10 protein-coding genes are annotated in these 12,038 nt (G+C 57.8%); 6 read left to right on the top strand and 4 right to left on the bottom strand.

Annotated elements, in window-relative coordinates:
• Positions 1–4 precede the first annotated feature (4 nt).
• From znuA to lpxM, 3 genes are all read left to right on the top strand, one after another.
• A complete protein-coding gene (gene znuA / locus AB1748_RS12425) occupies positions 5–952 on the top strand; it encodes a zinc ABC transporter substrate-binding protein ZnuA (protein WP_111139779.1) in 948 nt (315 codons plus the stop codon).
• Positions 953–965: 13 nt separating this feature from the next.
• Positions 966–2,297: a murein DD-endopeptidase MepM gene (gene mepM / locus AB1748_RS12420; RefSeq protein WP_111139778.1), complete on the top strand. Its 1,332-nt coding sequence runs from the start codon at positions 966–968 to the stop codon at positions 2,295–2,297.
• Between the two features lie 123 nt (positions 2,298–2,420).
• Complete coding sequence (gene lpxM, locus AB1748_RS12415) at positions 2,421–3,395, top strand: lauroyl-Kdo(2)-lipid IV(A) myristoyltransferase (RefSeq protein ID WP_111139777.1); 975 nt, start codon at positions 2,421–2,423, stop codon at positions 3,393–3,395.
• Between the two features lie 161 nt (positions 3,396–3,556).
• Here the strand turns inward: lpxM and AB1748_RS12410 are convergent, their stop codons facing one another.
• The 3 genes from AB1748_RS12410 to hexR form a co-directional block, all read right to left on the bottom strand.
• The gene (locus tag AB1748_RS12410) at positions 3,557–4,789 is read right to left on the bottom strand and encodes an MFS transporter (RefSeq protein WP_111139776.1); all 1,233 of its coding nucleotides are present in this window, start codon (positions 4,787–4,789) and stop codon (positions 3,557–3,559) included.
• A gap of 84 nt (positions 4,790–4,873) precedes the next feature.
• Positions 4,874–6,316: a pyruvate kinase gene (pyk, locus tag AB1748_RS12405; protein WP_111139775.1), complete on the bottom strand. Its 1,443-nt coding sequence runs from the start codon at positions 6,314–6,316 to the stop codon at positions 4,874–4,876.
• A gap of 107 nt (positions 6,317–6,423) precedes the next feature.
• Positions 6,424–7,302, bottom strand: coding sequence for a transcriptional regulator HexR (gene hexR / locus AB1748_RS12400; protein WP_293771301.1), 879 nt, complete (start codon positions 7,300–7,302; stop codon positions 6,424–6,426).
• Positions 7,303–7,664: 362 nt separating this feature from the next.
• On the opposite strand from hexR, the gene zwf reads away from it, so the two are divergent.
• The gene (gene zwf, locus AB1748_RS12395) at positions 7,665–9,140 is read left to right on the top strand and encodes a glucose-6-phosphate dehydrogenase (RefSeq protein ID WP_111139774.1); all 1,476 of its coding nucleotides are present in this window, start codon (positions 7,665–7,667) and stop codon (positions 9,138–9,140) included.
• Positions 9,141–9,351: 211 nt separating this feature from the next.
• On the top strand, positions 9,352–9,990 hold the full coding sequence (locus tag AB1748_RS12390) for a bifunctional 4-hydroxy-2-oxoglutarate aldolase/2-dehydro-3-deoxy-phosphogluconate aldolase (protein ID WP_111139773.1): 639 nt from the start codon (positions 9,352–9,354) through the stop codon (positions 9,988–9,990).
• Between the two features lie 34 nt (positions 9,991–10,024).
• On the opposite strand, the gene purT is transcribed toward AB1748_RS12390, so the two are convergent.
• Positions 10,025–11,203 carry a formate-dependent phosphoribosylglycinamide formyltransferase gene (gene purT / locus AB1748_RS12385; protein WP_293771295.1) on the bottom strand — a complete coding sequence of 393 codons (1,179 nt, stop codon included), beginning with the start codon at positions 11,201–11,203 and terminating at the stop codon, positions 10,025–10,027.
• A gap of 165 nt (positions 11,204–11,368) precedes the next feature.
• On the opposite strand from purT, the gene AB1748_RS12380 reads away from it, so the two are divergent.
• The gene (locus AB1748_RS12380) at positions 11,369–12,022 is read left to right on the top strand and encodes a tellurite resistance TerB family protein (protein ID WP_111139772.1); all 654 of its coding nucleotides are present in this window, start codon (positions 11,369–11,371) and stop codon (positions 12,020–12,022) included.
• Positions 12,023–12,038: the final 16 nt, after the last annotated feature.

Genomic DNA, 12,038 nt, shown 5'->3' with positions numbered 1-12,038 from the left:
CAATATGTTACATAATAAAAAGGGCGCAATTTTCGCCTTATCGGCTTTATCCGTTACCGCTTTGTTAAGCCTTCCCGCACACTCTGCCGTGGTGGCATCCATCAAACCGGTCGGCTTCATCGCTTCCGCCATTGCGGACGGGGTAACGCCGGTCGAAGTGCTGCTGCCGGACGGGGCCTCTGAGCATGACTACTCCCTGCGTCCCTCTGATGCAAAACGCTTAAAAAACGCAGACTTAGTCGTCTGGGTCGGGCCGGAAATGGAAGCCTTTATGGCCAAATCGGTGGCCGAACTGCCGGCACAGAAAAATCTCGCCATGGTGAACATCGACGGCGTAAAACCGTTATTGATTAGCGGCGGTGAAGATGAAGATGAGCACGCAGCGGAAAAATCTGAAGAACAGGCGGCTGAGGCTCATCACCATCATCATGGCGAGTTTAATATGCACCTGTGGTTGTCGCCAGAGATTGCGCGTAAGACTGCGGTTGCAATCCATGGAAAATTATTGGAACTTATGCCGCAAGATAAAGCCAAACTTGACGCCAACCTCCAGCAGTTTGAGGTAGCGTTGGCAGACACGAACAAACGCGTCAGCGCACAACTCGCTCCGGTTAAAAATAAAGGATATTTCGTTTTTCACGACGCTTACACATATTTTGAAAAACAGTACGGTCTCTCGCCTGCCGGGCACTTTACCGTAAATCCTGAAATTCAACCGGGCGCTCAGCGTTTACACCAGATACGAACACAGTTGGTTGAGCAAAAGGCGGTCTGCGTCTTTGCTGAGCCACAATTCAGGCCAGCAGTCATCGATGCTGTTGCCCGCGGAACGCAGGTGCGTAAAGGCACGCTCGACCCCCTGGGCACAGACATCAGCTTAGCCAAAGACAGCTATGTGAAATTCCTCTCACAACTGTCGAGCCAGTATGAAAGCTGCCTGAAAGGAGCATGAGGAATAGGTAAAAGTGCAGCAGATAGCCCGCTCTGTCGCCCTCGCATTTAACAATTTGCCGCGCCCCCACCGCGTTATGCTGGGTTCATTAACCGTTGTTACTCTGGCCGTCGCTGTCTGGCGGCCTTATGTTTACCATCCCACCGATGACGTGGCGCCTGTCGTCAAAACCATCGACCTGGATAAAAACGAACTTCGTACGCTGCTGCCGGAAGCCAGTGAGCCAATCGATCAGAGCACACCGGAACCGGACGAAGAGTTGCCAGCAGATGATGTCGACACCGACGTGCCGGACACCGCAGGCGTCCACGACTATACCGTCTCCTCCGGTGACACGCTCAGCAGTGCCCTGAATCAGTATGGCATCGACATTGGCGACATTAATGCGCTGGTGGTGAGCGATCGCGATCTGCGTAATCTGCAGGTCGGTCAGCAACTGAGCTGGACGCTGGATGATGATGGCGGCCTGAAAACCCTGAGCTGGGAGATCTCCCGCCGCGAAACCCGCACTTATGAGCGCAACCCGAAAGGCGGCTTTACGATGAGCGCCGAGATGCAGAAGGGTGAGTGGCGTAACAGCGTGATGCAGGGCGAAGTGCGTGGCAGTTTCGCGGCCAGCGCGCAGCGTGCCGGGCTGACAGGTGCCGAAGCCAGCAGTGTCATTAAGGCGCTGCAGTGGCAGATGGATTTCCGTAAGCTCCGTGCAGGCGACCAGTTCAGCGTACTGATGTCACGCGAAATGCTGGATGGAAAGAGTGCGCAGAGCCAGTTGCTGGGCGTCCGCCTGCGCAGCGGTGGTAAAGACTACTACGCCTTCCGTGCCGAAGATGGCAAGTTCTACGACCGCAGCGGTTCCGGTCTGGCGCGTGGCTTTATGCGTTTCCCGACCGTGAAGCAGTATCGGGTTTCATCGAACTTTAATCCGCGTCGTCTTAATCCGGTCACCGGGCGTATTGCGCCACACAAAGGCGTCGACTTTGCCCTGCCAATCGGCACGCCGGTACTGGCCGTGGGGGATGGCGAGATCGTCGTGGCGAAAAATGGCGGTGCTGCCGGCAACTACGTGGCGATTCGTCATGGCCGTCAGTACATGACGCGCTATATGCATATGAAGAAAGTGCTGGTGAAGCCTGGCCAGAAGGTGAAGCGTGGCGACCGAATTGGTCTGTCAGGAAACACCGGACGCTCAACCGGGCCGCACCTACATTTTGAAATCTGGATCAATAATCAGGCGGTGAACCCGTTAACAGCTAAACTTCCACGTATGGAAGGTCTGACGGGCAAAGCGCGCAGCGATTATCTGGCCCAGGTGAAATCCTGGCTGCCTCAGCTCGGCCTGAAGTAAGCAGATTCGTCAGCTCGCCAGAAAACCGACGGTTTACCGTCGGTTTTTTGCTATCTGGCGCAGGATGATTGCAAATTTTCAGGTGGTCACTATCATTAGCCGCTCATTGCTTGAGGCGAGTGCATGGAAACCCGTAAAAAAAATAACATTGAATTTATTCCCGTTTTTGAACGTTCTTTTCTGAAACCTAAATACTGGGGCAGCTGGCTGGCAATTGGTGCGCTGGCCGGACTGGCTTATCTGCCGCCAAAAGTACGTGATCCGCTGCTGGGCCGTTTAGGCCGCTTTGCCGGTAAGCTGGCAAAAGGGGCACGTCGCCGTGCGCTGATTAACCTCTATTACTGTCTGCCGGAACTCAGCGAGGCGCAGCGTGCCACGGTGGTCGATGAGATGTTTGCGACCGCGCCGCAGGCGATGACCATGATGACCGAGCTGGTTCTGCGCGATCCGGCGCGCATCCGTGAGCGGGTGGAGTGGCACGGCCGCGAGATCATCGATCAGATGAAGGCCGACCAGCAGAATGTGATTTTCCTGGTGCCACACGGCTGGGCGGTGGATATTCCCGCCATGCTGCTGGCGTCAGAAGGCCAGAAAATGGCCGCGATGTTCCACAATCAGAGTGACCCGCTGCTGGACTACGCCTGGAACACCGCGCGTCGTCGCTTTGGCGGCCGGATGCATGCCCGTAATGACGGGATTAAACCTTTCATCAGCTCGGTTCGGCAGGGCTACTGGGGCTACTATCTGCCCGATCAGGACCACGGCGCAGAGCACAGCGAGTTTGTCGATTTCTTCGCGACCTACAAAGCGACGCTGCCTGCAGTCGGCCGACTGATGAAGGTGTGCCGCGCCCGCGTGGTGCCGCTGTTCCCGGTCTATAACAGCGAAACACATAAACTTGAGATCTATGTGCGTCCGCCGATGGATGACCTGCTGGAAGCCGACGATCGCCAGCTGGCGCGCCGGATGAATGAGGAAGTGGAGGTGTTTGTCCGTCCGCATCCCGAGCAGTACACCTGGATACTGAAGCTGCTCAAGACCCGCAAAGAGGGTGATATCGAACCCTATTCGCGCAAAGAGCTCTATCCGCGCAAATAGCAGAAAGGCCGCATAAGCGGCCTTTTTTATTCTCGCTCAGTCGACCGCGTCCGGCGAACAACCAGAAACGCAGAGAACAGGAGAGCGTGCCGGCCACGGAGCTGACGCTGTCTCCCTGGCCTCCCGTCCTCTACGCCCGTCACACCACGCTGTGCGCAGTGTTACAACGCCTCCAGCGTGCTGCGGCGTTTACGCTCGCGCATAAACAGCTTCACCAGCCCGAACCAGAGCACGCCGCTGATAAAGTTAATCAGGCAGAACCACAGCATACCGCCGCTGAAGTAACCGCTCTTTGCCAGTTCAATCCCCACCGCCAGCGTCAGAATACTGATCATCCCCAGCATTGCCGCCACGCTGCCTTTACCTTCCTGACTGGCGTAGAGTGTCAGGCGATAGAGCCCGGCGTTGACCATCCCCGCGCCAAAGGCGTAGAGGCTCAGCCCGGCCGTCACCAGCAGCCAGGCGTGGCTGTTGAGCAGGCTCGCCACCAGCGCCAGTGTGAGGCCGATCAGAATCGGCCAGGCGGCGAAGATCACCGGCCGCTCAATCGGCACCCGACCCGCCAGCTTACTCAGCGTCAGGTTGCCCGCAATCATCGCCATAAATACCGGCAGCTGCAGCAGAGCATACTGCATGCGGGATAATCCCTCGTCATGCATCAGGATGACCGGGGAAAGCGCCACCCAGGTCAGGATCGGAATAAATACCAGCCCGATGGCAAAGGAGCCGGACATCACCAGCCGATCTTTCATCAGCCGCCCATAGTTACGTGCCAGATTGGGCAGGGCGATAGAGTGACTGCGGTCGCCGGCGGTTTCCGGCATCACGCGCCAGAGCACCACAAACGCCACCACGCTGCAGGCGGCAAACAGCCAGAACATGCTGCGCCAGCTGCCCAGGGTGAGCCAGGCGGCACCGGCCAGCGGGCCAGCCAGCGGAGCCAGCAGCGCGACGTTGGCCATCAGCGCCATCATGCGCACCGCGAGTGCCTCATCAAATGCCTCCTGAATCGCCGCATAACCCACCGCGCCGATAAAGCAGAGGCTGATGCCCTGAATAAAGCGCAGAGTGACAAACTCTTCAATCGAGCTGACCCAATGGGTCAGGATGCAGGCAACGGCAAAGAAGAGGATGCCGGAGAGCATCACCGGACGACGGCCATATTTATCAGAGAGGGGGCCGAGCAGCCATTGCAGCACCACGCCGCCAATCAGATAGGCGGTCAGGGAGGTAGAGACCCATTCCGGGCCGACGGAAAATTCGCGGGTGACGATCAGCATACCCGGCTGGATCATGTCATGCGCAATATAGGTGGCAAATTCGAACAGCACTAACGCCAGAGGGAAGAGCAAAATTCGGCCGGTAAGCTGGCTGATGGGGTGAAAACGGGCCATCTGGCCTCCTTGTCAGAAAAGAAAACGCGACTGCCAGGCAGTCGCGTTATTGATTCTACACTGACACTGTCAACCCGGGCTCAATTAATCCACTCGCAGTACACGCGACGTGTTGGTGGTGCCGGTCGCACCCATCACATCACCCTGCGTCACGATGACCAGATCACCGGACACCAGGAAGCCCTTGTCGCGCAGCAGGTTAACCGCATCGTGGGCCGCTGCGACACCATCGTTGTTGCTGTCGAAGAAGACCGGCGTAACGCCACGGTAGAGCGCGGTCAGGTTCAGCGTGCGCTCATGGCGTGACATGGCAAAAATCGGCAGGCCCGATGTGATGCGTGAGGTCATCAGCGGGGTACGGCCCGACTCGGTCATGGTGATGATCGCTGTGACGCCCTGCAGATGGTTCGCGGCGTACATCGAGGACATCGCGATCGCCTCTTCGATGTTGTCGAACTGTACATCCAGACGGTGCTTGGAGACGTTAACGCTGGGGATCTTCTCTGCGCCCAGGCAAACCTTCGCCATCGCCGAGACGGTTTCCGCCGGATACTGGCCCGCTGCGGTTTCCGCGGAGAGCATGACCGCGTCCGTGCCATCCAGCACGGCGTTCGCCACGTCCATTACTTCGGCACGGGTAGGCATCGGATTGGTGATCATCGACTCCATCATCTGGGTAGCAGTAATGATGGTGCGGTTGAGCTGACGGGCGCGGCGGATCAGCGCTTTCTGGATGCCGACCAGTTCCGGATCGCCAATTTCAACGCCCAGATCGCCACGCGCCACCATCACCACGTCGGAGGCCAGAATGATGTCATCCATCGCTTCCTGCGTCGCGACCGCTTCGGCACGTTCCACTTTAGCGACCAGCTTCGCGTCACAGCCCGCTTCGCGCGCCAGGCGGCGTGCCAGGTTCATATCTTCGCCACAGCGTGGGAAGGAGACGGCCAGATAATCGACCTGAATCTTCGCAGCGGTGATGATATCCGCCTTATCTTTCTCAGTCAGCGCTTCCGCCGACAGACCGCCGCCCAGCTTGTTAATGCCTTTGTTGTTCGACAGCGGGCCACCTACGGTCACTTCGGTGAAAACCTTCATCTGCTGAACTTCCAGCACTTTCAGCTGCACGCGGCCATCATCCAGCAGCAGGATATCGCCCGGCACCACATCTTCCGGCAGCCCTTTATAGTCGATACCGACGCGCTCTTTATCACCTTCGCCTTTACCCAGGCTGGCATCCAGCAGGAAACGGTCGCCGATATTCAGGAAAACTTTGCCTTCTTTAAAGGTCGACACGCGGATTTTCGGGCCCTGCAGGTCACCGAGGATGGCGACATGGCGCCCCAGTTTTGCGGCGATCTCGCGCACTTTATCGGCACGTAGCTGATGATCTTCCGGTGTGCCGTGAGAGAAGTTGAGTCGTACAACGTTCGCGCCAGCTGCGATGATTTTTTCGAGGTTATTATCACGATCGGTTGCCGGGCCGAGGGTTGTAACGATTTTGGTTCTTCTGAGACGTCTTGACATCGAGGACTCCGTAAACATTTAAGCGTGTCCCGGTGAGAGGACACAACATGGTTATCTATTCTATATGATCGACGGGTTGTGATACGACTCACATTGTAAATGTGATGTTAATTTTTTTGCTGCTCATCCTCTTCCCGCAGTGTGGGCTTTTCGTAACGCGACGCTTTCAACGCTTCTTTCACGCGTTTCAGGTTTTCCCGGAAGGGCGCTCCCCGTTCCAGGGTATAACCGGTCGCCAGAACATCGATCACGGTCAGCTGGGCCAGGCGCGATACCATCGGCAAATAGACATCAGTATCTTCCGGTACATCAAGCACTAAAGCGATCGCTGCTTCACGGGCCAGGGGTGAATCGGGAGAGGTGATGGCAATAACGGTGGAACCGTTTACACGGGCCAGGCGAGCCAGTTCTATCATATTTTTTGTGCGCCCAGTATGCGAAATGAGAACAAAAACGTCACCGGCTCGACTATTTATGCAACTCATGCGCTGGATCACAATATCGTCCGACCAGATGACCGGCAGATTAAAGCGCAGAAACTTTGTAAAAGCGTCATGCGCCACCACGCCGGAAGCACCCAGACCAAAAAAGGCGAGTTTGTCGGCCTGCGCCAGCCGGGTGACCGCCTGCTGCAGATGGACGCTGTTCAGCTGATCCCGCACCTGCTGCAGCCCGGCCAGCGCCGAGTCGAAGATTTTGTGGCTATAGCTCTCTGCGTCATCATCGTCTGCCACGCCCCGGCTGACCCAGCTGCTGCCTGTTACCAGGCTCTGCGCCAGATGCAGTTTGAAGTCGGGAAAGCCGCGTGCGCCCAGCCGATGGCAGAAGCGATTCACGCTGGGTTCGCTGACGCAGGCTTCCCGCGCCAGCGTCGCAATGCTGGAGTGCATCGCTGCCTGTGGCGCGGCCAGAATCTGCCGGGCGACTTTCTGTTCCGCTTTGCTCAGCGCAGCGAACTGCGCCTCAATCTTTTCCAGCATATTCATAAGGCAATGACCATCATCACTTTTATCAATTTCAATTATCACTGTCGTCGCTGCGGAATAACAGAGACTATATCGCGTCAGCACCCGGCAAGCGCAACGGCGGACAAGCCGATTGGCTGCTGATTTGAGATACTTTGACCCGCGTCAGATTTCCTGACACCAGCAGAAACAGAAAAAAACGGCCATCCGCACGGGTCATCACACGCACTGCGCTTATCCGGTACAGAGTTAATGCGGTTGACCCGGCGAGTCGGTTTACCTGGCGCGGGGAAAAAAGTAGAGTGTGCTCAGTAAAATAATAACCTGGACCCGGTGGCAGAGGATGCATCCCCACCGGACTATCCTGCAATGAGGAGAGGAAAATGGCGGTAACACAAACAGCCCAGGCATGCGATCTGGTGATTTTCGGTGCCAAAGGCGATCTTGCACGCCGTAAACTGTTGCCTTCACTGTATCAGTTAGAGAAAGCGGGTCAGATCCACGCTGAAACCCGCATCATTGGGGTGGGCCGTGCTGAGTGGGACAAAGCGGAATACACCAAAGTGGTACGTGAAGCACTGGAAACCTTCATGAAGGAGAAGATTGACGAAGCGCTGTGGGACAAACTCAGCAATCGTCTCGACTTCTGCAACCTCGATGTCAACGACACCACGCACTTCCCGAAACTGGGCAAGATGCTGGACCAGAAGAACCGCACCACCATTAACTACTTTGCGATGCCGCCAAGCACCTTTGGCGCGATCTGTCAGGGGCTGGGCACCGCGAAGCTGAATGCGAAGCCGGCGCGTGTGGTCATGGAGAAGCCGCTGGGCACCTCACTGGAAACGTCGCAGGAGATCAACGACAGCGTTGGCGAATATTTTGATGAGAGCCAGGTGTTCCGTATCGACCACTATCTTGGCAAAGAGACCGTGCTGAACCTGCTGGCGCTGCGCTTTGCTAACTCTATCTTCGTCAACAACTGGGATAACCGCACCATCGACCATGTGCAGATCACCGTGGCAGAAGAGGTGGGGATCGAAGGCCGCTGGGGTTACTTCGACAAAGCGGGTCAGATGCGCGACATGATCCAGAACCACCTGCTGCAGATCCTGACCATGATCGCCATGTCACCACCGTCCGATCTCAGCGCCGACAGCATCCGTGACGAGAAAGTCAAAGTGCTGCGCTCGCTGCGCCGTATCGACCAGACCAACGTGCGCGAGAAAACCGTTCGTGGTCAGTACACCGCGGGCTTCGTGCAGGGTAAAAAAGTGCCGGGCTACCTGGAAGAAGAGGGGGCCAATAAGTCCAGCTCAACGGAGACCTTTGTGGCGATTCGGGTGGATATCGACAACTGGCGCTGGGCGGGCGTACCCTTCTACCTGCGTACCGGTAAGCGTCTGCCGACCAAATGCTCCGAAGTCGTGGTGTACTTCAAAAACCCGGAGATGAACCTGTTCAAGGATTCCTACTCTGAGCTGCCGCAGAACAAGCTGACGATCCGTCTGCAGCCGGATGAAGGGGTGGATATCGAAATCCTGAACAAAGTGCCGGGTCTGGATCATAAGCACAAACTGCAGACCACCAAGCTGGACCTGAGCTACTCCGAGACCTTTAACCAGTCACATCTGGCTGATGCCTACGAGCGTCTGTTGCTGGAGAGTATGCGGGGTATTCAGGCGCTGTTCGTCCGCCGTGATGAGGTGGAAGCCGCATGGACCTATGTGGATTCCATTATCAACGCCTGGGCTGCCGATGGCGACTCCTCCAAACCGTATCAGGCGGGCACCTGGGGCCCGGTGGCCTCGGTCGCGATGATCACCCGCGATGGTCGCTCGTGGAACGAGTTTGAATAACCCACGTCATGATGAAGCCCGCAACGCGGGCTTTTTTTTCGCCCTGCGTCAGCCCGCCGGAGAGAGAAAAGTGAACTGCTGTTTCAAAATGGCGGCAGGATGATAGACGCTCAGGAAGGGGATCATGTATGGTAGTGACGCAACTTACAGGGCAGGAGCGGATGCTCCATGACCGGGCCGCAATCCCGGTGTTATCAAGCAAGGGGAACTGATGAAAAACTGGAAAATGAGTGCTGAACAGATTCTGACCACCGGACCTGTGGTGCCGGTCATCGTTGTCAATAAACTGGAACATGCGGTGCCGATGGCGAAGGCGCTGGTGGCGGGCGGCGTTAAAGTGCTGGAAGTCACGCTGCGCACGCCCGTCGCCATGGATGCCTTACGTGCGATGATCAAAGAGGTGCCGGAGGCGATCGTGGGCGCGGGCACGGTCATCAACCCGCAGCAGCTGCAGGAAGTTACCGACGCGGGTGCACAGTTTGTCATCAGCCCTGGCGTGACCGAATCGTTACTGAAAGCCGCCGTCGAGGGACCGGTTCCCCTGATCCCGGGGATCAGCACCGTCTCTGAATTAATGACCGGCATGGATTACGGTCTGCGCGAGTTCAAGTTTTTCCCGGCGGAAGCGAATGGCGGGGTGAAGGCGCTGCAGGCGATTGGCGGACCTTTCCCGCAGGTGCGTTTCTGCCCGACCGGCGGTATCTCGCCTGCGAACTACCGCGACTATCTGGCGCTGAAAAGCGTACTGTGTATCGGCGGCTCCTGGCTGGTGCCAAACGACGCGCTGGAAGCGGGCGACTGGGATCGCATCACCCGCCTGGCCCGCGAAGCGGTCGAGGGCGCGAAGTAAGTGATGGCGGTGAGCTTCGGCTCACCGCACACCGTTACCCCTGAACGGTGACCGCCGCTGCGCTGGCAACCGCACGCGCAATCGCCTGAGTGGTGCTGTCACCGCTGGCCAGCGCAACGCCCAGACGACGCTGCCCGCTGATCTCCGGCTTACCGAACAGGCGCAGTTGCAGACCCGCGCCCAGCGCCGCTTCCACATTCACAAACTGTACGTTCTGGCTGGTCAGCTGCGGCAGGATCACGGCGGACGCGGACGGACCATACTGGCGGATCCCGCCAATCGGCAGACCGAGAAATGCCCGGACGTGGAGCGCAAACTCTGACAGATCCTGCGAAATCAGCGTCACCATTCCGGTGTCGTGAGGACGTGGCGACACTTCGCTGAAGACCACCTCATCACCGCAGACGAACAGCTCAACGCCAAACAGGCCATAGCCGCCCAGCGCCTTCACCACCTGCGCGGCCACATCCTGCGCCCGCTGCAGCGCCACATCGCTCATCTGCTGCGGCTGCCAGGATTCGCGATAGTCGCCATCCTCCTGACGGTGACCAATCGGCGCACAGAAATGAATGCCGTCAACCGCGCTGATGGTCAGCAGGGTGATCTCAAAGTCGAAATTCACCACGCCTTCGACGATGACGCGACCGGCACCGGCGCGGCCACCCTGTTGCGCATACTCCCACGCCTGATCAAGCTGGCTGGCGTCGCGGATAAAGCTCTGGCCTTTTCCGGATGAACTCATGACCGGCTTCACGATACAGGGGAAGCCGATTCCGGCGGCGGCGTCATCGAAGCTCGCCTTGCTGTCGGCAAAGCAGTAGCGGGAGGTCGGCAGGGATAACTCTTCGGCGGCCAGACGACGGATGCCCTCGCGATTCATCGTCAGCCGGGCGGCACGGGCGGTCGGCACGACGCGCTGACCCTGCTGCTCAAGCTCAACCAGCATATCGGTGGCGATCGCCTCGATTTCCGGTACGACAAAGTCAGGTTTCTCTTCTGCAATCAGCGCGGCCAGGGCTGCGCCATCGAGCATATTGATCACATAGCTGCGATGCGCGACGTGCATCGCTGGCGCATCGGCGTAACGATCCACCGCGATCACCTCTACCCCCAGACGCTGACACTCCAGCGCCACCTCTTTTCCCAGTTCACCTGAACCTAATAACATCACGCGCGTCGCTGCCGGGCGCAGCGCGGTTCCGAGAGTTGTCATACATTCACCTAAGCAGTCAGAATTCGGCCGCAGTATAAACGAAAACGTTTGCGTTCTCATCCTTCGGCCTGGTCACCCTGCCGTTTGCCTTACTTTTCCCGCTCTGACGTTTCCTGACATCCGTTTCGCCAGGATAGCAGGCTGACACTGTAAAAGGAGTGGATGATGACTAACTGGTTGCAACAGATTCAGTCCGTGCTGGCAAAAAAGGGCGAGGGTAAAGCGGGCGGCAGCTTAAGCGATATGCTCGCGCCCGGTGCGCTGGGCGGTCTGGCCGGGATGCTGGTCGCCAGTAAATCGTCGCGAAAGCTGCTGACGAAATATGGTGGCAAAGCCCTGATAATTGGCGGTGGGGCCGCCGCAGGCGCAGTGCTGTGGAGCAAATATAAGCAGCGGGTCAGCGAAGCGCACCAGAACGAACCTGACTTTGGGGTGGCGCAGACGCCGATCGATAAACGAGCTGAACGCCTGGTCACGGCGCTGGTGTTTGCCGCCAAAAGCGACGGGCACATTGACGATCAGGAGCGCGCCGCCATCGAACAGAATATTCATCAGTCCGGCTACGGTCAGGAGGCGGAACAGCTGATCCAGAGGGCGATGAACCGCCCGCTCGACCCGCAGTGGCTGGCCGCCGATGTCAGAAATGAGGAGGAGGCGCTGGAGCTCTATTTCCTGAGCTGTGCAGCTATCGACATCGATCACTTTATGGAGCGCAGCTATCTCTCTGCGCTGGGCGACGCCCTGAAAATCCCGCAGGATGTCCGCGACGGCATTCAGCAGGATCTCAATGAAGAGAAAGCCCGACTCCCCGCCGGTTAATTTCCGCTGACCAACC

The organism is Pantoea sp. Ep11b, from assembly GCF_040783975.1.
In the GTDB taxonomy this organism is placed as follows: Bacteria; Pseudomonadota; Gammaproteobacteria; order Enterobacterales; family Enterobacteriaceae; genus Pantoea.
The sequence above is the reverse complement of the archived record's forward strand: the minus strand, read 5'-3'. Positions and strand labels throughout refer to the sequence as shown.